The sequence below is a fragment of the Sediminibacterium sp. FW305-C-49 genome (assembly GCF_058231085.1).
Genome location: NZ_JBIQXS010000002.1, coordinates 504550 through 529805 on the forward strand (window position 1 = coordinate 504550; position 25256 = coordinate 529805).

A 25256-nucleotide genomic window follows, 5' to 3' on the forward strand; every position below is an offset into this window, starting at 1 on the left:
CATTTTGATTGGTGATTAGAATCCAATATTCAAGCCGATGGTTGTTTGTACCAGTGCTGGGTATTGTGCACCCACCAGCGATGTTCCTGTTGCTTCAGGATCGAAGCCCTGGAATTTGGTACCAGTCCACCAGTTCTGACCCTGAACAAATACACGTGCAGAGCGAAGACCTGTTTTGGCCAACAATTTAGCCGGAACAGTATAACCTAAGGTTACGTTACGTAATCTCCAGAAACTGCCATCTTCGAGGAAGAAAGTAGTTTGTGTCTGGTAAGGGTTAGCTGGGCCTAATGTGGTAGCACCTGCTGTAGGTCTTGGAATATTGGTAATATCACCTGGATTTCTCCATTCTTTCAGCATTTCAACCCACATATTATCATAGAAATAAGTTGGGTTTACAACGTTGTTTTTATCGTTGTTGTACTGAACCCTGCTCAGGAAGAAGTTCAACTGGGCACTCAGGTCGAAACCTTTGTAAGACCATGATGATGTGATACCGCCAAACCAAGGGGCATCTGAAGTACCCTGGTACACTTTATCATTTGGTGTGTACACCATGGTAGTGCTTTTATCTTTTTTCTGATATTGGGCATTGCCATTTGCAGGGTTAACACCAGCATATGGAACGAGGTATAAAGTATTCACTGGTTTTCCTTCTTTCAGGATAGTGATACCAGATACAACTGAGTCTGTTGGCAGATCCAGAATTCTGTTCTGGTTATAAGTAAGGTTAGCAGCGATAGTCCATGTGAAATCCTTTGTTTTCAATACATCACCACGTAATGATATTTCAATACCGCGGTTACGTAAGCTACCAAAGTTACTTGGGATGCTGGCGAATCCACTGATAGCCGGATCGATTGGTAATGCATAGAACAGATCAAGTGTTTTTCTGTCGTACAATTCAATGCTACCACTCAGTCTTCTTTTCAGAATAGCGAAGTCGATACCAAAATTGATGGTACGGTTGGTTTCCCAACGATAGTCTAAGTTACCTGGAGATCCGGGAGACCATCCGCTAACACCTGCATAGGTAGAACGGCCAAGGATTGGAATAGGGAAGTCACCAGCCTGTGTATTGTTGTTACCGGTTGTACCAATACTTGCACGTACACGAAGGTCATCAAACAACTTGCTGTTCTCCATGAATTTTTCTGAAGAAGCAACCCATGTAACACCCACTGAACCGAAATTGGCGAAACGGTTGTTTACACCAAAACGTGATGAACCATCACGACGGCCTACTAAGGTTACATAGTATTTGCTGTCGTAACCATAGTTGAATATACCAAAGTATGACAGGATACCGTTTCTGGTACCACCACCACCAATGGCAGGAATATAGTTGGCATTGGCAGTACTACCTGCAGTTAAACCAGCTTCATTGGTGAAACCATTGGTAAAACCATAACCGGTAAAACCAAAGTTTCTTGAATCGTTTTTAACCACTTCTGTGAAAATGCCACCATCAAATTCGTGTTTGCCGAAGTTCTTCTTGTAGTTAAGAGAAGTTGTTCCAGTATAACGGAAATTCCAGGCACTGTTTCTGTTGAGAGAGCCGTTACGAGCCTGCGCACCTGCGGTACGAGGATCGTTGAATGTAGTTGATTCATTATTGGTATAATCGATACCCCAGTTCGTTCTGGCCGATAAACCTTTCAGGAATGGAAAATGGAATTCCAGGTAAGTAGTTGCTACCGTCTTTAACTGGATTGAATTGTTATAGTCCAGAAAAAGTTCCATAGCTCCGTTAGGCTGACCAGAATAGAGGTAACCTGCACCACCCAATTGCTGAAAATCACCTGTTCTTGGATCCCTGTCACGCTCATAAGGGTTAGACCAGCGAATAGCGTTCAATGGAGTTGCAATACCTGTGTTGGCTTCACCAGTTTGTACCAGTTTAGAGAAACCTGCCTGCAGGTTTACACCAAAACGCCAGTTTTTAATAGTGTTGTCCACGTTGATACGAGCTGTATAACGTTTTAAGCCAGTGGTACGAACAATACCTTCCTGATCCATATATGACAATGAAGCAAAGAATTTACTGGTTGCACTACCACCACTTGCACTGATCATATGCTGATGAGTCATACCTGTCTGCATCAAAGCGTCTTTCCAGCTAAAGTTTACTTTACGTAAGCTGTCGGCTTCAGCAGTCGTCCAGCCATAAGGGTTACCACGCTGTAATTCATAGGTAATTTTCTGATCGCTGTTCATCATTACCAGGCGATCCTGCGGCAATGAGCTCCATCCCACTTGAGCATCATAGTTCAGTTGCAGTGCTCCTGCACGACCGCGACGGGTAGTGATTACGATTACGCCATTTGCACCACGAGAACCGTACATAGCAGTAGCTACCGCATCTTTCAACAGTTCAACACGTTCAAAATCGCCCTGGTTAAGGCTGGAGAAATCGGCAGCAGTAATTTCAATACCATCCATAATATATAATGGTACGTTACCACCGCTGATTGAACCATTACCACGGATACGTACTACAGCGTTGGAACCAGGCTGACCACTGTTTGCCACTACTGAAACACCCGAAGCCTGACCCTGGAGGGCCTGGTCGAATGAACCAAAAGGTTGTTTCTTCACTTCATCAGAAGATACATTGGCAATGGCACCAGAGAATTTCTTACGCTGGATGCTGGTATAACCCGTTACAACTACTTCTGATACACTGTTTGCATCGGCAGTCGTTAAGGTAATGGATAAAGCACTTCCGGTGAGTGTTACAGTACGGTCATTATAACCGATAGAAGTAACCACAATAGAAGTAGTGGCCGTTGGTACAGCAACCGAAAAGTCGCCACTTGCACTGGTGGCGCCAACTGGTTTGCCATTGGCACTGATGGTAGCACCTGAAACAGGCGTACCATTCGATTCTGTTACCTTACCGGTAACAGTTTTGTTTTGAGCGAATGTGGATGCAGTAAAAAGCATCAACACCGTCAGTAGTGATACAAGTTTTCTCATTTGTCCAATTTTTAAAAGTTTAGGCTTGTTACATAAAATGTAGTGGGTACATTTTGTTTAGGTGATGGAAAATTTTTAAATGTCTATAATGTTATTTGTTTTGATGTTCATTCAAACTGATACCACGAAATGATTTCAAGGTTGAATCAATATATGCTTTGATGAAATGCAATTACCATGCTTAGCGCAATGATTTTTGTTACAGGCAACCGTCTGCTTCTTCCCACACATCAGTTGTTTAATAGGCCTCATCGAAGTAACAGCACCTTAAATAAGACCACCAGCGGGTAAAAGTGCTGCTTTAATAGGTGTAAATGTTAATAAAAGATTAATGCGATCAAAAAAAGAAATAAATTTTATTTTATTCTATGTATAATAACAATAATTTGTTTGTGTTACAGGTTATTTTTTTTGATATAATTATTTATTTCCCCCTCTTTTTGTGGACTATCGGCATGTAAAAAATGAACAAAATACCAGATAAGTCATCTTTTAAGCTCAGTATCTTCTTGAAACCTTACGGTGAAAACACCGGCTTTTTTACAAAAAATACCGTTTTTTCCACATTGAATTAACAGTTAATATGCAATTGATTACTAACGTTTTGTAATCCCTGCTAACCCCAAAACGAAAACGTATGAAAAAAAAATTACGCATTTTCCTCGGCATTTTATCAATTGTATTACTTAGTACCACTACAAAGGCTCAAACGAATTACTACGTTTCTGCTTCCGGTGGGGATAACCTGAACGATGGATTAAGTCCGGCAACTGCAAAAGCCAGCATCGCTGGAGCCGTTGCTGCCGCAACATCCGGCGACATTATTCATATAGGTGCCGGAACTTATGTTCAAACTACTACCATTCAATTAAATAAATCGCTGACACTGCAGCCAGCAGGTAATCCGGGTTCTGTTACTATTCAAACCAGTGGAGGATCTTATCTCTTTTTAGTGACCGCAGCACAAGTGTCTATCCGTCATCTCATTATTACAAAAACAGATGATTCTCCCAGCCATAACCTGATTGGTGTTCAAGCCAATAATTTTGAACTGACTGGATGCACCATCAGTGGACAGTATGCCATGACGGGTGGAAATGTTTCACGGGCACTGGAAATATCTGGTGGACTCACCGGGCTGAATGTTCATGATAATACAATCTATAATCTTCGTCAGCCAGGTTATATCAATAATAATGTAACAGGTACAATTGCTAACAATCGGGTATACGGAACCCGTGGCTGGGTTGTATTATCAGATTGTGCAGTAAGTTTTACCGGTAACCAGTGGGGTAGCGGTACAACTGCCAATTATTATGATATTGCTATCCTGAATGCTGCTTTGAACAAGTACACAGATATTGCAGCAGTAAGCGCAGCAAATAATAATGCGAACATAGAAAATCAGCACAGCTCATATGGGTCACCGGTATTGTCCAATGTATATGTTGATGCTTCTTATACAGGTGTTACCAAAAATGGTTCTGTACGTGAACCATACACAACAATTACACAGGCTATTCCGCGTGTGGCAGCAGGTGGTAAAGTTATCGTAGCACCCGGAACTTATACAGGTAATCTGACTATTAATAAGCAGGGAATCAGTTTGATTTCTACAGGAGGTGCCAGTGTAACCTATATCCAGTCATCCATTACAGCTCAAAATACAATTGCACTTACCTCAGGCATCAATAATGTCACTATTGGCGCACCAGGAAAAGGGTTTACTATTACAGGCTTTGATAGTAATGGGCAAATTGAAACAGGTGCTATTTATTTATTGGGAAGTCATACCAATATCAAAATAGAAGGAAATGAAATTGTAGCCAATGGGGAACACGGTATTGGTTCTAATTTCAATACTGCTATTGACAATATCATCATCAACCAGAATACATTCTCCGGTAAAACATTTACAGGAGCAGAGCCAGGTGGTTGTGGTTCCAGTACTCAGTTCACGGCTGGTAATAATGTGCCAAGACAACTGGTGGTTTTGGGTGGTAGCAATACGGTAACCAATTCAAAGAATATAACTTTTACCAACAACAGGATCATTGGTACGACTGGTGGTTATAACAGTGCTTCTGGCTGTTACCAGGGTAATACACAAATAACGATTGATGTAATCGGTGCATTCATCTCAGGAAATATTTTTGATGGTGTTACAACAACTGGTTCAAGTTTAAGAACAAGAGGCAATGCCACATCAATCAGTTGTAATACTTTTTACAACAGAAACCTGGGTGAAAAAGCTACACATATTTTCTTCTTCGACCAGGATCCATTAACGGGAGCAGTACCCAATACCATCCATGGTGTGCTTGAGTCTAATGCATTTCCGGGAGGCGGAACAGGTTTTATTGCCGGCAATATTGCCGGTAATGCAGGAACTTATTTTATTTACAGGGATACCGTTCAGGCAACAACAGTCAATGCAGCATTGGGTAATTCACTTCCCATGGCCAATGGGTTCTCGGGACTCGCAACTTTTATCCGACCATTATTTGACCACAGCGTAGTAAATGATGCGGATGCCTGCGGAGGAACAGTAGCACTTGAAATGCCTGAAACCTACAGTGCATGTGGAAACACAGCTTCTGTAACAAGAGATTTTCAGGGTTCATTCTTCCCGATAGGTACCACAAAAGTAACATGGACCATTACCGATATCAATGGAAATACAGACACTGCTTCACAGTATGTAACAGTCATTGATAACCAACCACCAACTGTGGAAGCTGTTGCTGCAACTACAGTTTGTTATAATGCTCAAGGTAATTACCAGGTGCCTCAACTGGTAGCTACAGATAATTGCGGAATTTATTCGGTATCCTATGTTATCACAGGAGCCACCAACAGAACAGGCAACGGATTTGATGCCAGTGGTCATTTTAATGTCGGAACATCTGCGGTTACATTTACCGTGATGGATGTAAATGGTAACATTAAAACTACAACATTCAATGTGGTGGTTGCGGCAGCTACAGCTACAGGTTATACTGTCAGCAATGCAAACGCATTCTGTAATCAACTGGTACTAACAGCAAATGCTGCTCCGGGTGCAAGTTATACCTGGAAGCAGGGAACAGCCATAGTATCTACACAACAAACCCTGAGTCTTGGTTTAACCAACGCCGATGGTGTATATGAATTAACCACTACCAATGCGAATGGCTGTGCTTCTTCTCCGGCTACATATACTTATAACAAACAATCAGTTGCAGGTAACTACACTATTCTTGTTGCAGATCAGGTAAAATTGGGTGCAGGCAATAAAGTAGTAACAGGCAGCGTAGGTGTTATGAGTAGTTTTGGAAAAGCCATATTTGAGCAAAACAGTTCAGTAACCGGAGCAGGTGCATTTGTAAAAGCACCAAGAGTCTTGAGATATGGAACTGGTGTTAATCTGGCTACTGTTATAACTGGTATCGCAAATGTTACCCTTCCTGTGATGAAATTTAATACAGCATCAACAAAAAGTCTTCGTAACTATACCGTAAACAGGAATACCACTACTACTGTAACAGGTAATTATGCTGATCTTACGATTAAAGAAAATGCCAATGTCATTTTAACTGGCGACAACTTTAAGAAAATTCAGCTAGCGGCTGGAGCCAGCATACAGTTTACCGCTTCAGTTATTAATATTGCTGAACTGATTATAGAATCAGGCACCAACTCGTCTAATACCACTGTTCGTTTTGCTACAGATGCAGAAGTGAGAATCAGTAATAAGGTACAATTGCAATCGAACACAAGGATCAATCCTGATCAAAGAAAAGTTACCTTCTATATGGGTGATGGTAATAAAGATGATGAACGTTTTGGTGTTACCGGAACCAATATACAGTTTACCGGAAATGTGTACCTGCCAAACGGATTGATGAAGCTGAGCCAGGACGGAAGGGGTAGTAGCACTGCATCTAATGTCTTTATGACTGGCTTCTTTATTACGGAAGACCTGGAAAGCAATATTCCCAATGTAACCTGGAACAGTTATACATGTGGTAACGGTGTAACAACTGTTTCGAGTGGATGGACTTCTTCACAGTTCGCATCAGCAGAAAACAAAACAGCGGAAGAAAGCTTTACTGTGAAAGTGATTGGTAATCCATCTACCAGCTATTTCATACTGCAATTACAAAGCAGCAGCCAGGCACCTGTTCAGATCAGGGTAACGGATGCTACTGGCAGGATGGTAGAAGCGAAAGCAAATAATAATGCGAATAGCACTGTTCAGATTGGACAAGATTTCAAACCGGGTATTTACTATGCTGAATTACAACAAGGCTCAAGCCGTAAAGTGGTTCAGTTGATGAAACTGCGTTAATCCCCCTCGCCATACCAATTGCTTAATGCCTGAGGCCCGCCATTTGGCGGGCCTCTTTTTTTCTTTGCGGGTTATATCTCCACGCATTCTTTTCAGTGGTGAACCTTGTCAGGATAATCATCCCTGAAAAAGTAGAGTGCAGCGTTATTGCCCAAGAGATTATTTTTTATTTTGGAAAGACTGAATATGTGCTGCTACTTCTACCATAGGAGCAATAAGAATATCTTTTTCATTTTGTTTGAGGTAAGTTAAAAACTGGCGGTGGGCGCTAAGAGACACATCCAACCCATTTCCCCCACCTACACCATGAAAAAGAATAACCAATAAAGAATTGGTAGCTACTGCTTTTTTTACCCATCCAATCATTTCTTCAGCAGAATGATTGTTCACCATATAACAATCAACATTGTAGAGATCGATCTCATTGATCGTATGCATCTGATTTCTTACAGCCCTGGCCGCCACAAAATCTTTTTTCATACCATGAATAAAAGAAGAGTCGCCAATTTTCATATCACCGCAGGTATAAGCAAATGTTCTTTTGGTTTTGCCATCCAGTGCCTGTAGAAACAGATTGGTCATGCGGGTTTCATCAATCATCTGCTGAACAGTATAAGTCCTCATGTCATATTCGGGTTTTACCCATTCTCTGCCTTTACCTCCAACGCAGGGGTGAAACAGTGTATGATTACCTAATTCATGGCCTTTTTTATCAAGACTTTTCCATTCACTCATTCGCTTCTGTACCGAGTTGGAAAAGGCCGTGACATAAAAACTCGCTTTGAGTCCAAGTGAATCAAGTACAGGTGCGGCATTGTCGAGATGCTGATCAATGGCATCATCATACGTAATCACTACAGCGCATTTTTTCCCCTGCCAGGGTTGCGTATAAGCGGTAAATGAAACGTTTATCAGCAAAAGACAGTATAAGTATTTCATAAGGCGCGTAGTTTACGTATTGACTGACGATTGTTGGTATTAATTTATTTAATTTCCATTACAACTACACTGAATGGAGGAAGGGTGAGTTTTAACTCATCGCCTGTTAATACAAATTTATCAAAACTGACAGGAGTAACAGTACCAGGTTTTTCGAATGTATTATGGTCCTGGATTTTTGATGAACTTAATATTCTGCCACTTACTTTTTTTGCATTAATATCTCCCAGTTTGATACTGATGGTTTGGTCTTTGGTAGCATGAATATTTACAAGCGATACGTGTACACTGCCGTTTCTGTCTTTTGAGGCGGAAGCTGAAACAGCCTGTAATTTTTTACCACCCATAATATAGTCCTCACTATTCACTGTCAGAGGTATCATTACCGCGTCCTGGTGAACATTGTACATTTCCATAACGTGGTAAGTGGGGGTGAGAATCAGTTTTTCTTCTTTGGTAAGTATCACCGCTTGTAACACATTTACAATTTGTGCAAGGTTGGCCATGCGAACACGGTCGGCGTGATTATGGAAAATATTCAGTGACAAGCCAGCAATCATCGCATCGCGCATGGTATTTTGCTGGTAAAGAAAATTTTTATTGGTGCCGGGTTCTACTTCATACCAGCCACCCCATTCATCTACAATGAGTGCAACCTTCTTTTTTGGATCATACTTATCCATTACCTCACTGTTCTTGGTAATAAATCTTTCCATGCGCCAGGCCTGTTCCATGGTTTGGAAATATTCCTGTTCTGAAAATTGTGTAGCCGATCCTTTAGCCGACCAGTTAATAACAGAATAGTGATGCACTGAAAGACCTTCTATCAGTTTTAAAGGGATATCCCGCATCACTGTTTCAGTCCAGTTATAATCTTCAGAACCCGGACCAACGGCAATGCGAAACAGTTTTTCTGTGTTCCCATAATTAGTGATATGTGTTGCATATTTTCTGTATTCGCTTACATACTGACTGGCAGTCATATTGCCACCACAGTCCCATGATTCATTACCCACTCCCCAGTATTTTACATGCCAGGGGGTAGCCCTGCCATTTTTTGCACGTAAATCTGTGAGGTAACTACTACCATTTGCATGGTTAACATATTTTACCCAATCTGAGGATTCCTGAACCGTTCCGCTTCCCATGTTTAAAGCCAGATAAGGTTCTGCTTTTATCATGTCGCAGAGTTCAAGAAATTCATGTGTGCCAAAACCATTGTTTTCACGCACATTACCCCATGCTACATTTTCCGTATGTTTTCTTTGAGCTTTCGGACCAATGCCATCCATCCAGTGATATCCATCCGCAAAACAGCCCCCCGGCCAGCGTAGCACACCTACTTTTAATTTCTTTAGTGCATCTACTATATCTGTCCGTATGCCATTTTTATTGGGAATCTTTTTGTTGTCGCCTACATACAATCCATCATATACACAATGGCCAAGGTGTTCAGCAAAATGACCATAGATATTTTTACTGATGGTATCTTTTGCCATGGCAGGCTGCAATGCAATACTATTTTGAGCGCTAACGGCCGATAAAAAAATACTGCTGCATAAAATGAATTGTAGTTTTATTTTCTTCATGTTTGTTGAATTGAATATGGAATAATGGTTATTGTGCTGCTTTTTTCTCATAGTTCAGGAAACGACTGGCCCATGGAATAAAATATTTGAAGTTGGGTGCATCTGTATGACCACCATCATGCTGCCGCCAGGCAAGTTGACCATCCATTAACCCGGTTAGTACGGCCGGCATTTTTTCTTTAAGATAATCATTTGATACACCTATATCTTTTGCACCTAATAATTTGAAAACAGAGCCGGCCGCAACTGTTGCCATATAGCTACCAGTCTGATCGAGCCATCTGGCATCACCTTTTTCAGGTATGCCGTAACTGATGAAAGTAAGTCTGGGTGCAGCTAATGCAATTAATCCATGTGAGTCTGTAGTAAGATCGCAACCAGTTTTGGTGCCGAAGCCTGATTCTGATGCACCAAATTTTAAATAATTTCCTGCCATCCAATGATATTCACCGCTACTGGTAAGACTTTCAACAGCTTCTCCAAAGATTCGTCTGTGTAAAGTAGCCCCCCCTTTTCCGGAAGAGCCAATCAATCCAACTGCAAACCGTTGATCAAAAGCAAGTGTAACCAATGCTGCTTTACCGTAACGGGAGACACCCTCAATACCGACTTTTTTTGCATCAACCAATGAATCTTTTTCGAGATAGTCCAAAGCGCGGGAAGCACCCCATGCCCAGGCTCTTAACGCACCCCAGTCATCTGGTTGACGGGGTTGTCCTTTGTTTACCAAACCAATGATTCCTTTGGTTAATCCAGCACCATTATCTGCCTGTATGCTGTTGGGTTCAATTGTCAGATAGCCCCATCCGGCTGCCAGCAGTTGTTCTGTTGGAGATGGGTCTCCGGGAGGAGGCACAGCAAATGGGTTTGCACCTGGAAGTCTGGTAATAGGTGAATAAGCAGGATAACGATCAAAAATAACTTTCATGGAAGGGTCATTTTTGATCATCAGCTCCTTAAAGGCATTATTTATTTTTTCAAGGTCAGCAGGAGAGGGTTGTGCAGGTGCTGGAAAAGAAGGGAAACCAAACATCATTAAAATCGGTACCGGTCCTTTTACATTGGTAGGAACAACAAGCATCATATTGATATCTACATTTAACAGAGGGTATTCACTGTTATCAACATGACCTATAATTTGTTTAACAATAGCCGGTGTTCTCCCGATAAATTCCCTGTCGGTAATTTTTACCTTCCAGTTCACGGATGGGATTTTTGCGGGAAGTCGACCATAGATTTCCTTTTCAATATCTTCAACCAGTTCTGGTCTTCTTTCTTTCCACCAAATGTCTGAACTGCTTACTTTCTTACCAGATTTGGTCATCAACAGATCAGGTAATTCCGGACAGGGGTTGGCTTTTGCCTCATCGTAGTTGGCAGGATTTGCTGCATTTTCATTGGCATTTGGACCAGGCCTGAGTTTTTTAATACCCAATTGCTGCATCATATGCTGATGATCCTGTTGTGCTGTAAAATTTACTGGTTTTGGATATTTACTACTGTCAATAACAGGTGTCTGAGCATTTGTGCCATGAACAAACACTATGAGTAGGGTAAGTAATATTGTTTTTTTCATCGGAATTTTATTTTGCTATCTGTGAACCTGTTCCATTTGTAGGCATTACTGATCCGTTCTGAATGGGGAAGCAGGTAGCCCTTCTTTGTTATATAAATTCGGATGTACGGGATTATCAGCCCACGCATAACGTACATACATAGGCTGAGCAATCTCGTCGCTCCAAACAATGACTTTATTGCCTTCAATTTTTGCTTTAGCCCATACAAATTTTTTATCGGCACCTGCAATGGCAAAATCGCCAGGCTCTTCATCATCGTTGGTGATCAATCCACTTCCAATATGATCAAAACTGATGATGATTTTATTCCCTTCAACTGTTGCCGTTTTGTACATCGGGCCTGAGTGAATTATATTTTCACCATAGGCAAGTCTTAATGCACCAAGGGCAAGTCTTTCACCCACATCCTTTTTATTGTCTGGGTGAATATCATTCCATTCTCCCAGATCAATGGTTACTGCCATAGCACTATTAGGCGCACTTAAAGCTTTGAATTGCGACTCTCTTAACATGGCCCAGCCACTTTCTGCTGGGAGATAGTTATAATCCATAAACCCAGGTAACTGTGCATATAGAAATGGCAGTGTACCCTGGTTCCATTTATTGCGCCAGTCATTCATGAGTGCAATCATCAACTTTTCATATTCTGCAGGGCGTCCTGTATTGGCTTCACCCTGGTACCAGCAAAACCCTTTGATGGTATAATTAATTTCAGGTGCAACCATGGCATTATAAATGGCTGCTGGCTGGTTTTGTGCATTGATACCCCCACCTCCTCCAAAGCTGCCGGGCGTAACGGGTCTGTATACAAGTCCAACTTTGTACTGCCAGTATCCTTTTAAGTCAACGGTATCAGTTCCAGAAAAAATGCAATAGGGTTTATCGGGTACAAAACCGCCTTTACCATTGGTATTGGTAACGCGAATGACAAAAATATTTTTGCCTGCTTTTAAAATATTGGCAGGAACTGCATACCTGCGCTGTGGATATTGATAAGTAGTATTACCCACCTGCTTGCCATTGATGTATAGTTCATCAGCATCAACAGCTCTTCCCAGAAATACCCTCGCCTGCTTACCAGCCATAGAAGCAGGAATGTCTATTTCACGCCGATACCAAACAACACCATTCAGGTCTTTTACTCCCTGATCTTCCCAATATCCGGGGATATTGATTGTGCGCCATCCTTTGGGTACATAGGATGGATCAAACCATTTTAATGCGCCTGTTAATCCGGCATCTGGTGGAGGTACAGGCCGATTGACATTACCTGTGGGTCTCCTGTTCAAACTATTCAGATAGGCAGTGTCTTTATTTTTTAATATGGTATTACTAAGTGTTGAAAAATCTTTTAAGCCTTCTTCACTTGTCCAGGCTTCAATGGGTGTTCCTCCAACACTGGAGTTAATGATACCAATAGGAATTTTATATCGTTCATAAATTTTTTTTGCAAAAAAATAGGCTACTGCAGAAAAGGGCCGAACATCTTCACCTACCGCAGACTTCCAGTTGCCGGCGGGGAGATCATTTTGGGCCCCTCTTAAGCTGGTTAATGTAGGAATCCAAAACTGTCTGATATCGGGATGATTGGCTTCAGCAATATCTTTCGCATAAGTTACGTCATGGATATTCAGTTGATGCACCATGTTTGACTGGCCACTAAAAAACCAAACATCTCCTACCAGAATATCTTTCAATACAATTTTACTTTTTCCGCTGAGTTCCATGGTATAAGGACCTCCGGCTTTCGTTGGGAGCAATTGAAAGAGCCATTTACCATCTGTATCAGCTTTTGTCTGGTATTTTTTGCCATTGAAACTTGCTGTAATGTTCTCGTTAGGAGAGGCCCATCCCCAGATATTTACTTTTGTATCTCTTTGTAAAATCATACTGTCTCTAACCAGTCGCGGTAGTTTTATTTGTGCAGTGGCTACAGTTGAAAAGATAGATATGATGAGGAGCGTTATGATATTATTTTTCATGCATAATTATTTTTTTGCAGCAAGTGCAAGGGCGGTAGTAGTGGTATAATATTTTGCCAGCATATTGGGTACTTCCCAGGCAGGCATGTTTTTATGTTTTAAATAATTCAGGTAGTTTTCGGTTACTCGTGCAAAATGAGCTTCGTGCCCCTCTTTCAGTGCATCAGGTATTTTTAGTATCCAGCCTTTTGTAGATTTTACCAGTAGGAGACCAGGATATTTTACAGTAAGTTTTTGTATTGCTTCTGAGAGTGTTGAATTGTAGTTTGGATTTTGCACAACCGGCTCAATATATAATACAGGCTGATACGCTTCCTCTTTTCCCTGACGAATGATAAGATTGGCTTTTGTTCCTCTCATAATAGAGTAATGGGTATCTCCGGTTCCCTCAGGTGCTTTATAGTTCCAGGTGACAGATGTTTTTGCATGTATCCCTTTAATCGTATAGTTGATTTCACCATTGGAGAAAACATTAGCGACAGTGTCTGTCACTACAGGCTGAAGAAAAGAAGGGAATTCAGTTAACTTGGTAATGGCGCTAAACTGACTCAAAGTAACTGGTGTTGACCACCGTCTGGCTTTTAGTACATCAATATCTTTTGTATAATTGATGATGGTTTCAGGAAAACATTCCCATTGCACGAGGTCAACCAGATGTGTCATCACATCAACAATGCCTTCACCCTGTTGTGATACATCTAAAAACCAGGCTGGACGAGTAAGCACATTGCCAGATACGAATTTGTAAAAATGATGTACACTCTCTTTGGTAATGGCAGGGTTGTTAATAGTTCCTTTTTCGAGCACTCCAAAAATATCAGGTATCATAGACAATTCCCTTTGCAGGATTGTATTGATCTCAAACCGCTCTGTCATGATATCATAAAGTAGTACCTTGTTTTTGTCGGCAACTTCAAAAGCCTGTTTTAACTTTGTAAAGCCAGCGGCATCAATCACCATTGGTTTGTCGGCTAATACATGAAACCCGTTTTGAAGTGCTGCTAAAATATAATCTGTCTTCTTTTGATTATTGCCGCTCAGTACTACCACATTTCCTTTTTTGTCAGCCATCATTCTTTCAAAAAAATCTGACCCGGTATATACCTGTTCATTCCATTGTGTGGGGTTGTCTATTCTCTTGTTATAACCGGTAATTCTGTCGAGATGGAGTTGCAAATCCTTGCCCTCTGGCGCATATACATGTACGACAGAGTCCACATCAGGATACATTTTTTTCTGTACAAGCGCGGCATGAAAATGACCCGGATCGACTGTAATCAGTTGAAAAGGTTTTTGATTAACTTTTCCAGATTCACTGCAAGAGGTAATCATTAGTATAAGACATAATGCGGGAATGATATTTTTTTTCATTTCATTATTCTTTTACTTCATATTTTTTTCTCTGTGGCCGACTCAACATTGCATTGGCTTCTGCATCGTTCCTGAATTTTTCTGTTTTGGGATCCCAGTACAGTTTTCTTTTCAGTTTCATGGCAATATGATGAAGCAAACAGGCTGAGCAGGCGCGATGCGCTTCTTCAACAGGTGCAATGGTTGCTTTGTTATCTCTGATGGCTTCGAGCCAGTTGCCATGATGTTCTTTACTTACTGTAAAACGGAATTCGTTTTCACCAATAACAGATGTCAGTAACGATGGATCACTTGCGTCTAATCTTTTTGCCCTTTCACCGGGTTTGGTAGGATCGGTTGAAGTAACCTGGTAATCGCCTCTGGAAACAAAAATCCACCCCTTGGTACCTTCGAATTTTATTCCATTTGGAAATTCATTGCTCACAATCATGGTAACACCATTGGCGTATTTGGCACCTGTTTTAAATATGCCGTGTACATCCCATAACCCACCAGTAGCAAACTCTGCTTTGTCGCACCAGATCTCTACCGGTCCGCTTGTTTCCATTCCCATACCCCAGTGTGCACTGTCAATATGATGAGCGCCCCAGCCTGTAATCATTCCTGCGCCAAACTGTTCGCAACGCAGCCATCCCGGGCGATCATAACCTGATTGTGGATGAACTCTGTCAACTGTATAATACACTTCGGGAGTAGACGCCAGCCATAAATCGTAGTCGAGATTGGAAGGAACAGCCATTTGTTCTTTGTTGCCACCAGCAGGATCTCCCGGTAAACCCACATAAACAGTTTTCAAATCACCAATCCTGCCATTTCTTACCAGCTCTGCTGCATAACGAAACTGTTCGCTACTTCTTTGCTGGCTTCCAATCTGGAATTTCACACCGCTTTTGGTAACTACATTGCTGATGATTCTTCCTTCAGCAATAGTGAGAGAAGCAGGTTTTTGCATATAAATATGTTTACCCGCTCTTGCTGCTGCAGCACCAATCATAGCATGTGTATGATCAGGCGTACTGATCAGGACAGCGTCAATATCTTTATTCTGTAATATTTCCCGATAATCAGTGTACAGTTTTACGCCATCATATGGGGTGCCATTTTTTCTGGTATAAAAATCGTTGACCAGTTTTTTTCCTTCTTCGGCACGTTTGCTGTCAAGATCGCAAACTGCCATCAGTTGCGCGTAATCATATTGCCATACACCCGGCATATCGTGTATTCTTGCTATTCTTCCGCTACCGATGGCGGCAACATTTATACGGTTACTTGGGGCGTTTTTTCCAAATACACTGTTGGGAACGATGGATGGGAATGCCATAATCGCTGAGGCTTTCAGTGAATTGCTGAGGAATGCTCTGCGTGATTGCTTACTTTTTTTCATCCTGTGTTGATTTATGTGATGAATATGATCAGCCATGCAACAATGAAACGCCATTGCCGCAACATGATGTACAACACAAATTCATGTGGTTCTATTGCAATTCCTGCAATAATAAAACCAGTCTCAACTCTTTATCCGATGTGGTAACTATTTCACTTCAGTCACATATGACTGCCATGCTTTTTCTGCTTTAACCGCATCGGTTTTTCCGTTAAAAACCACCAACCTGTATTTTAGTATATATGTCTTGCCGGGCTCTAATAACCAGTCTTTATCTTTTGTAGGTGCAAAATTCACAAAAACATCACCACGTCCGCCATTTGCTTTCTTATCCCATATTCTCAAGGGTTCCGGATGGTTGTAGTTGGATGGATGAGATAACATAATGATACCACCTTCGTTATTGTCAGGCAGTGATCCATAAGTAATGATCCACCTCGCTTTTGTGTTATCGGTATTGTCTCGGCTTTTACCTTCCGATGTTAACATTTCAGAATTGTCTTTAGTCCAGTATTCTGTGGCGCGCCAACCGAGGCCTGCATACCTGTATGCGACAATCAGCAGTGGGCTTTCAGTAGCACAGCGCATTTCAGAAACAATGTCAACGATGTATGAGTTTTCTTTCTCATTAAATGAATGCACTTTTACTGTTTGCCATTCATTCAATGCTACTTTTTCAGTGCCATCTTTTTTGAAAACAATATGTTCGTGCAAAGCAGTATATGATGCGAGATCTGTTGTATTTTTCTGAGAAGTAAACTTCGCAAACCGAACCGTCCCTTTCCGTCCTTTGATATTCCAGAAATCAATGGTGTCCTTTTCAAACACGGTATGTGTCCATGGATTCCATATGCCGTAGTGATGATAATGATCGGGTGGCTGAATCCGTGTTAATGTTTGCCCTTTAGGTGTATTAAGCGGATGAATAAAACCACTTCGTTTATAATTCGTATCCTGACCGGCAGGTGGGTATACGGTTTTGAACTGGTAGGTCAATAATGTTTGCTGACCATAACGAATATGCAGCGCATCAGTTAACTCCAGGTTTAACTTGCCTTTAGTATTTTGTGCGAAACAGGTAGTAGTTGCAGAAAATGAAAGAACAGTACCCGTAATAAGGGTGATCAGGAGGATACGTTTCATAATGTTTTTTTGATATGATCGTCTGTTATAAAATTTGTATGGTGCTGCTTATCACATTGCTGGTTGATCTTGTTTTAATATCCGGCTGTCCACCACCAACACTGATCTTCACTTTTCCTTTTGGCAGATAACTATTGCCGGTTTTTTCATTTACCAGTGCAAGATCTTCGGGTCTGACTGTAAAACTGACCGTTCTGCTTTCACCTGCTTTCAGCATGATACGCTGAAAACCCTTCAAAGCACGAACCGGTGTTTTACCCTTGCTTTGCTGGTGAGTTACATACAACTGAACAACTTCTTCTCCATTTACCAACCCTGTATTTTTTACCAGCACACTCAGTTTAACGGGTTTATTGCTGCTAACAGTTGCAGGCAGTTTTAGTCCCTCGTAATTGAAAGTGGTATAGCTTAATCCATATCCAAAAGGGTAGAGGGCTTCACCACGGAAATAACGATAGGTTCTACCCTCCATGGAATAATCTGTAAAACCCGGCAGGTCACTGTCTTTTTCATAAAAGGTAACAGGTAAACGACCGGCCGGATTATAGTCGCCAAACAATACGTCGGCAATGGCTGTGCCTGCACTTTGCCCCCCATACCAGGCATTTACAATGGCAGGTATATTATTGCTTTCCCAGGGAGTGGCAATGGCACTTCCCGTCATCATGACAAAAACAACGGGCTTGCCTGTAGTCTGAAGAGATTTAAGCAAAGCTGTTTGAACAGCTGGTAACTGTATTGTAGTGCGGTCACCTCCATTGAAGCCCGGATAATCTACCCGCATTTCTTCACCTTCGAGTTGTGGTGAAATGCCACCTGCAAATACTATGGCATCTGCATTCGAAAGCCTTGCTGCCAAACTATTAAAATTGGTTTTCTCAAAGTTACCCGTGCGTAGTCTCACATTTGCTTTGCCATCTCCCTGCCAGTATTCAAGTACAATATGATAGACTGAATCTTTTTTTGTTTTTAAACGATGTGAACGAGCGCCCCATCTGTTCCGCTGCCAGGCATTAATAACTTCTTTATTATTGATGATAAAACGATAACCATCATCGGCTTCAATTTCTAAACTGATCTCACCATCATTATTGGCTGTAAATGTTGTACTGTAACGCGCAGAAAAATGATTGGCTTTAATGCCATCCACCACAGCTTCTCCTTCCTGCCAGAAATGATCAATGTTTTTTTCTGTTTTTATAGCAACAGGAGAACCACTTAGCTCACGGTTATTAAAATACTCAGCCTTGAATCCCTGCTGACCTTCCCATGTAAACTGGCTGAACTGGTCATTGTACACCAGTAAAGTATCATTGGTGAAATTGATGGCTTTTTCATAAATCACTTCCACGTCAGACCCAAGTTTGTCTTTAATACCCTGTAACAGGGTCACTACTTTAGACGGAACACCATTATAGTTTCCAAGAACGGCAATACCATTATCCGCATTTGGACCAACAACAGCAATCCGTTTTATCTTTTTGGAAAGAGGTAATGTGTGTTGCTCGTTTCTTAATAATACTATGGATTGCTGTGCCATTTTCAATGCATGTGCCTGGTGTGCGGGTGCTTCGAGGGCGGATGCTGGTGTTTGTGCATAGGGTACAATAGACGGGGGGTCGAACATGCCCAGCTTAAATCTTGTTGTAAATAATCTTTTTAAAGAAATATCCAGTTGAGATTCCTTCATGAGACCTTGTTTTACTGCATCGATCAGTGTTTTGTAGACTGTTTGTCCGCATTCAAGATCTGTTCCGTGTAATACGGCGTCTACTGCAGATTCAGTAGCATTTTTATGTGTTTTATGGTATTTGTAAAAATCATCAATGGCCCAACAGTCGCTGGTAACATAACCTGTAAACTTCCATTGCTTGCGGAGAATATCATTCATTAAAAGATCGTTCCCGCAACATGGTTGTGTGTTTACGGCATTATAGGCACACATTACACCTTCAACATTTGCTTTTGTAATCAGTTCTTTAAAAGCAGGCAGATAGGTATCCCATAGGTCATACGCAGTCGGGTTAAAATTATCTGAGTGTCTTGATGGTTCCGGTCCACTGTGTACGGCAAAATGTTTGGCACAGGCGGCAGCTTTTAAATACTTGGGATCGTTGCCTTGTAACCCTCTTACAAAAGCAGCGCCGAGATAAGTGGTAAGAAAAGGATCTTCTCCATATGTTTCCTGTCCACGACCCCAGCGCGGGTCTCTGAAAATATTGATATTAGGTGTCCAGTAGGTGAGCCCAAGATAACGTTCATTGGTTTTATTTTCCTGAATGGCTTTGTTGTGTACTGCCCTTCCTTCAATGGCTGAATAATCTGCCATCTGTTTGAGCGAATTAGTATCCCAGGTGGCGGCCATGGCAATCGCCTGCGGGTAAGATGTGACGCGATAGGGTGTTCTGGCCACGCCATGTAATACTTCGTTCCACCAGTCGTATGCGGGAATACCCAATCTCGGAATGGCTGGTGTGGCATTCAGCATCTGCGCTACTTTTTCTTCCAGGGTTAAACGTTTCACCACATCATTCACCCTTTGCTCCATGGGTAATTGATGATTCCACATTGGAAAGGATTTATACTCCTGTGTAAAACCATGTAAAGTGGAAAACACAAGTGCTATGGCAGCCATCTTTTTCATAAGCAGCGAATTGAATATTTTATTTATACACGTCGTCGTTATTTTTTAATTCAAACCAGTTGTATAAAGCGTTGTTGTCTGAAGGTTTGCCGTTTGATGTGGCATACATGGCATAAACACATCCCACAAAACCTCCAGCCGATTTTGTACTTAAATACCTTGCATCAACATTGTCCAGCAATAATGTCCATGTATCTTTTTGTGTGCCAAAATAAAAAGCATACTGGTCTGTTTTCGCTTCAACCTTGAAATAGATTTCTTTTTCTGCGCCAATGCTGAGTGGAATTGTTTTCACCAATGAATCCCCTTTGAAAAGTTCTATCACTTCTTTTCCTTCTTTCAGTGATTTACAGAGGAAGTAATGTGTTTTTTCATTCTGGAATAATAACAGACCTGCTTTTTCATGATCAGCTTTTGGAGTAAATTGTATGGCTGTTGCTGCATATCCTTTTAAATGTGGCTGATGAAAGGATACAAAGGATGGATTACCTTTTCCGGCAACTGTTTCAGGCTGTAATTGTAATGATAAAGAACCGGTTTTTTTGGTGAGACTATACCATTCCGAACGAACTGTTCTCAAAAACTGGTAACGAACATCCAAAGAAGGTTGATTGAAATCATCTTTAAAATAGTAGTTCCCATTGAAAGGCGCTCGTTTCGTATCTGCTTTTGCGTTAATCGCGTAGCTGTATTTTACTTCATCGCCACCAAGATCAAACTCAGGCCAACCATCTTTCCATACAACAGGCGCCATGAATGTTTCCCGCCCGGTATTATAATAATCATCTTCATAAGGCCTGCAGGCAAGAAATATCCCCCACCATTTGCCATCTTTTCCTTCTACAAAATCGGCATGACCTGCTGTGGTAACAGGATTTTTTCTTTTAGGGTCAAGTTGTCTTTGTGTAAGAATCGGATTCTTTTCATAAGAAATAAAAGGTCCTTCGGGTGATTTACTCCTGAATACTACTTCGGAGTGATTATACCCTGTTCCTCCCTCGGCACAGATCAGGTAATACCAGCCATCTTTTTTAATAAAATGGGGACCTTCAATCCATACAGGCTTTTTGGCCATATCGGTACCGCCATTGATGAGTAATTTTTCTTCACCTACAACTTTCAGATTTACAGGATCAAATTCAAACATCCGTATGGTGCGATGACCATCGTGCATGGATTTATTATTGGGTGGAATGCTATTGAAAACAATATAGGCTTTGCCATTGTCATCAAAAAACAAGGAAGGATCAATGCCATTAACCTGTGGAAGTTTTACAGGGTTGCTCCAGGGGCCTTTTGGATCTTTAGCAGTAATAACGAAATTGCCCAGCTTACTTACTTCTGTGCATACAATATAAAATGTTCCGTTATGATAGGAGATGGCGGGAGCAAACAATCCTCTGGATACACCCGCACCATCTAGGTTTAATTGTTCTGGTCGGTTCATGGCATAACCGATCTGTTTCCAGTTCAGCAGGTCTTTGCTATGAAATAGCGGAAGCCCCGGATAATAAGCAAAAGAAGAGTTTACAATATAATAATCATCACCAGCCCTGCATATACTTGGATCAGGGTAATAACCTGCAAGAATAGGATTCTGAAACGATTGGGCAGATGTTGTCAGTACAATACTACTGAATACTATAACGGCTAAGACTCTTCTGATCATTCTTGTGAACTTTTGTTTTAAAGTTTATATGGTTGAATGGTTTGAATAAATCCATTCTGGTCGTGAATCAATTCAGTTACTTTAACACTTCGTAAATGTGTAACACCTTTGCTCAGGCTGCTGTCGTGATAGAATAGGTACCACTTACCTTCGAACGCACAGATTGAATGATGAGAGGTCCATCCAACAACAGGTTCCAATATTCTTCCTCCATAGGTAAATGGCCCATAAGGATTGTCGCCTATCGCATAACAGAGAAAGTGTGTATCACCAGTAGAATAGGAGAAATAATATTTACCATTGTATTTGTGTATCCAGCTTGCTTCAAAGAATCGTCTGTCTTTATCACCTGCTAAAAGCTGGTTACCCTTCTCATCGAGAATGATTACATCTTTTGGTTTTTCAGCAAAAGAAAGCAAGTCATCACTTAACCGTGCAATTTTGGCGCAGAGTGCAGGTTCGTGATCTTCTGGCAGGTGTATCAATGGACCTTCACCTTCAGCCTGAAAGGAACCTGTTCTCCAGCGTTGTAACTGTCCGCCCCATATACCACCGAAGTACATATAATACTTGCCATCCTCATCCTGAAATACTGCGGGATCAATTGAAAAACTATCAGGTATGGCTGTGGGTTCAGGTATGAAAGGGCCGTCAGGTGATGAACCTGTGGCCACACCTATCCTGAAAATTCCATCATGGTCTTTTGCAGGAAAGAAAAGATAATAGCGTCCATTTTTTTCAGCTGCATCCGGGGCCCACATTTGTTTATCGGCCCAGGGCACATCTCTTACATGAAGTGCCACGCCATGATCTTTGGCAGGAGAAAGTGGCGTATCCATGGAGAGTACATGATAGTCTTCCATGGCAAAATGACTGCCTAAATCATCAAACGGAGTATCATTTTCTACATCGTGTGATGGATAGATGTATACCCTGCCATTAAATACATGTGCTGATGGATCAGCGGTATAGATATGGGTTACCAGTGGTTTTGAAATAGCTTTCTGGTTTAGTTCATCAAAATCAATATGATCAATAGCATCTTCTGGCATACTAAATAAGTTTATGCTTTACGTCTTTCTTTTAAATCTGTTTCAATTCGTGTTTCCATTGATTTGTTGATTTCATAAAAAAACAATAACCCTGCACCAACCAGAAACGGGATGGCCGGGAAAACACTTACCAATAATTTAGTGCCATTAATGGCCGATGCTGTTTGTACCGCATCGCTATTGGGTACATAATCGAATAAGTTGAGGATGGCAGTTAATAAGGCGCTGCCAATACTTAACCCTGCTTTTAAACCAACCATCATAGCAGAAAAAATGATAGCAGTGGCGCGTCTGTTATTTTTCCATTCACTATAATCTGCTACATCTGCAATCATGGCCCACAACAATGGAATGGTAATGCCATAAAAAAAGCCATGTAGTATTTGTGAGATAAACATGAGTGCTACTGAAGTGGGAGGGAAAAAAATAAAGGCAAGGATAAAAAGTGTTGAGATAAACAGTGTTACCCCAAATACATCTCTTTTGCCATATTTGTCTGCATAGTGTTTAGATAACGTGATGCCAAAAATCATAAAAATAATGCCACCTGCATTGAATAGACCAAATCCTGCTGAGACAGGATCTTCACCAAAAAAATTCATCCCTATGCCAGATAAGAAATCAGTAATTGGTGCAACAAAACCTGTAAGACTTGCTTTGTCTACATAGTTTTTGAAGTAATACACATACGAACCACCTTTCATAGCTAATGTAATAAACACCAGCGTAGTAAGTGTCAGCATAATTACCCACGGTCTGTTTCTGAAAAGGTCGCCAAGGTCTTCCTTTAAACTCGATTTTTGTTCCGGTTTGGGTACAATACGTTCCCTTGTGGTCAAAAAAGTAATGATCAGCATAACAGTGCCAATCACTGACAGCCAGGTCATGACAGTTTCAATCCCTGCAGCTTTATTTCCATTACCCACTGTTTCAATTATCGGTAGCATAAATACCTGAACAAAAAACTGAGCAAACATGACAGCTACAAAACGATAGGCAGACATGCTGTTGCGTTCTTTCATATCGCCAATGATTACACCACTTAAAGCTGAATAGGGGAGGTTATTAGCCGCATATAAAAGCAACAAAAGTGTATACGTAATAACGGCATAAATCACTTTTCCTTTATAAGAGAAATCGGGTGTGCTGAAAGCCAGTAAGGCAATGACGCCAAGAGGTACTGCTGTCCATAATATCCATGGTCTGAACTTGCCCCATCTTGAAACTGTTCTGTCTGCAATGGCGCCAATGATCGGATTAAAAACAAATGCCGCAACGAGTCCAACAGTAAGCATCAGGGCAGATGCATGACTGGTTTCAAGTCCATATATATCTGTATAGAAATAGGCGAGATAGGTCATCAGTGTCTGAAACACCAGGTTAGCGGCAAGATCACCAAGGCTATAACCTATTTTTTCGAGTACGGATAATTTGGTGGTGGATGATTGATTCATATGGCTTGTTTAAAAGGATGAAATCCTTATTTATTTTTTGTTCCGATCACTTTATAATAAGCAAGTTTTGGATTGAATTCGCGATCGAACAGTAATGGATAATTGGTTCTTCCTCTTACAGGCCAGTCGTTCAACCAGCTTTGACCATCATTAACTCCCCAGAAAGTAACCCTGGTTACTTTGTCTTTGTGTTTTAGGAAAAGTTTGAACAATGCTTCATAGTCATTGGCCAGTTGCTGCTGTACGCTATCCGGTAAACCATTGGTGTATGGGTTTAACGCAGGATTACTTGCCACACGCTGATTTACATCAGCCCCCTGAAAACTTCTGGGTAATACTTCAATATCAAGCTCCGTAAACATTACTTTCAATCCCATCGCAGCATATTGAAGAATGCTCTCTTCAATATCTTTAAACGGTACTTTGCCTACATGCCAGTGCCCTTGTATGCCGACACCGTCAATTCGCACACCTGCATCTTGGATTTTTTTCATCAACGCAATACATCCTGCTCTTTTAGCGGGTTGCTCATTGTTGTAATCGTTATAATACAATTCTGTTTTGGGTGAAGCGATGGCAGCCAGACGAAAAGCTTCTGTTACGAAATCATCACCAAGTCTACTCAGGAAAATTGATTTGCGCATGGTGCCGTCCTCATTCAGCGCTTCGTTCACAACATCCCATGAAAATATTTTTCCCTTATACCGTCCAGCAACTGTATTAATATGATTAGTGAAAAAAGTCCGAAATGAATCAACACTCTTTATGTTTCTTGCAAATGCTGGTAATTGGCTATGCCATACAAGTGTATGCCCATTGATCTTAATATTGTTCTTTTGTCCATATGCGATCATTTTATCAGCCAGGTCGAAATTATATACATCCCATTGTGGATGAATGATCTCGGCTTTCATGATATTTTCCGGTGTGGCCATATTAAAATGTTGCAGTATGAGAGCATTTGCTTTTGCGTCTCTTTCTTCAATCTGTGCTGCGCTCATGGCAGTACCGATTCCAAAATCTTTGGCGAATATTTTTTTGAGAGAAGATTTCTCCTGTGCTTGTAACAATTGTAAGGCAAATAAGAATGCGACAAATGTTAAAGCGATGCTATAACGGATGGTTCTGTTTTTGTATATCATG

General features: G+C 41.2%; 14 protein-coding genes. 1 reads left to right on the forward strand and 13 read right to left on the reverse strand.

The window, feature by feature from the left end; all coding sequences use genetic code 11:
* Positions 1-15: 15 nt before the first annotated feature.
* Positions 16-2979, reverse strand: coding sequence for a SusC/RagA family TonB-linked outer membrane protein (locus tag ACH3Z1_RS09655; RefSeq protein WP_490821721.1), 2964 nt, complete (start codon positions 2977-2979; stop codon positions 16-18).
* Between the two features lie 637 nt (positions 2980-3616).
* On the opposite strand from ACH3Z1_RS09655, the gene ACH3Z1_RS09660 reads away from it, so the two are divergent.
* Complete coding sequence (locus ACH3Z1_RS09660) at positions 3617-7309, forward strand: HYR domain-containing protein (RefSeq protein ID WP_490821722.1); 3693 nt, start codon at positions 3617-3619, stop codon at positions 7307-7309.
* Between the two features lie 159 nt (positions 7310-7468).
* Here the strand turns inward: ACH3Z1_RS09660 and ACH3Z1_RS09665 are convergent, their stop codons facing one another.
* The 12 genes from ACH3Z1_RS09665 to ACH3Z1_RS09720 all read right to left on the reverse strand — a co-directional run bounded on the left by ACH3Z1_RS09665 (position 7469) and on the right by ACH3Z1_RS09720 (position 25255).
* Positions 7469-8248 (reverse strand): polysaccharide deacetylase family protein, encoded by a 780-nt coding sequence (locus ACH3Z1_RS09665; RefSeq protein WP_490821723.1) that lies wholly within the window; start codon positions 8246-8248, stop codon positions 7469-7471.
* Positions 8249-8292: 44 nt separating this feature from the next.
* A complete protein-coding gene (locus ACH3Z1_RS09670; protein ID WP_490821724.1) occupies positions 8293-9837 on the reverse strand; it encodes an alpha-N-arabinofuranosidase in 1545 nt (514 codons plus the stop codon).
* Positions 9838-9865: 28 nt separating this feature from the next.
* Positions 9866-11413, reverse strand: a complete 1548-nt coding sequence (locus ACH3Z1_RS09675; RefSeq protein WP_490821725.1) for a glucuronyl esterase domain-containing protein — start codon at positions 11411-11413, stop codon at positions 9866-9868.
* Positions 11414-11458: 45 nt separating this feature from the next.
* Positions 11459-13396, reverse strand: a complete 1938-nt coding sequence (locus ACH3Z1_RS09680) for a sialate O-acetylesterase (RefSeq protein WP_490821726.1) — start codon at positions 13394-13396, stop codon at positions 11459-11461.
* 6 nt (positions 13397-13402) lie between these two features.
* Complete coding sequence (locus tag ACH3Z1_RS09685; protein WP_490821727.1) at positions 13403-14767, reverse strand: putative oxidoreductase C-terminal domain-containing protein; 1365 nt, start codon at positions 14765-14767, stop codon at positions 13403-13405.
* Positions 14768-14771: 4 nt separating this feature from the next.
* A complete protein-coding gene (locus ACH3Z1_RS09690; protein WP_490821728.1) occupies positions 14772-16151 on the reverse strand; it encodes a Gfo/Idh/MocA family protein in 1380 nt (459 codons plus the stop codon).
* 147 nt (positions 16152-16298) lie between these two features.
* Positions 16299-17294, reverse strand: a complete 996-nt coding sequence (locus tag ACH3Z1_RS09695) for a DUF6807 domain-containing protein (RefSeq protein ID WP_490821729.1) — start codon at positions 17292-17294, stop codon at positions 16299-16301.
* Positions 17295-17319: 25 nt separating this feature from the next.
* Complete coding sequence (locus ACH3Z1_RS09700) at positions 17320-19938, reverse strand: glycoside hydrolase family 3 C-terminal domain-containing protein (protein ID WP_490821730.1); 2619 nt, start codon at positions 19936-19938, stop codon at positions 17320-17322.
* A 19-nt stretch (positions 19939-19957) separates the two neighbouring features.
* Positions 19958-21607: a glycoside hydrolase family 43 protein gene (locus tag ACH3Z1_RS09705; RefSeq protein WP_490821731.1), complete on the reverse strand. Its 1650-nt coding sequence runs from the start codon at positions 21605-21607 to the stop codon at positions 19958-19960.
* A 17-nt stretch (positions 21608-21624) separates the two neighbouring features.
* Positions 21625-22659, reverse strand: coding sequence for a glycoside hydrolase family 43 protein (locus ACH3Z1_RS09710; RefSeq protein WP_490821732.1), 1035 nt, complete (start codon positions 22657-22659; stop codon positions 21625-21627).
* Between the two features lie 11 nt (positions 22660-22670).
* Positions 22671-24113 (reverse strand): MFS transporter, encoded by a 1443-nt coding sequence (locus ACH3Z1_RS09715; protein WP_490821733.1) that lies wholly within the window; start codon positions 24111-24113, stop codon positions 22671-22673.
* Positions 24114-24139: 26 nt separating this feature from the next.
* A complete protein-coding gene (locus ACH3Z1_RS09720) occupies positions 24140-25255 on the reverse strand; it encodes an endo-1,4-beta-xylanase (RefSeq protein WP_490821734.1) in 1116 nt (371 codons plus the stop codon).
* Position 25256: the final 1 nt, after the last annotated feature.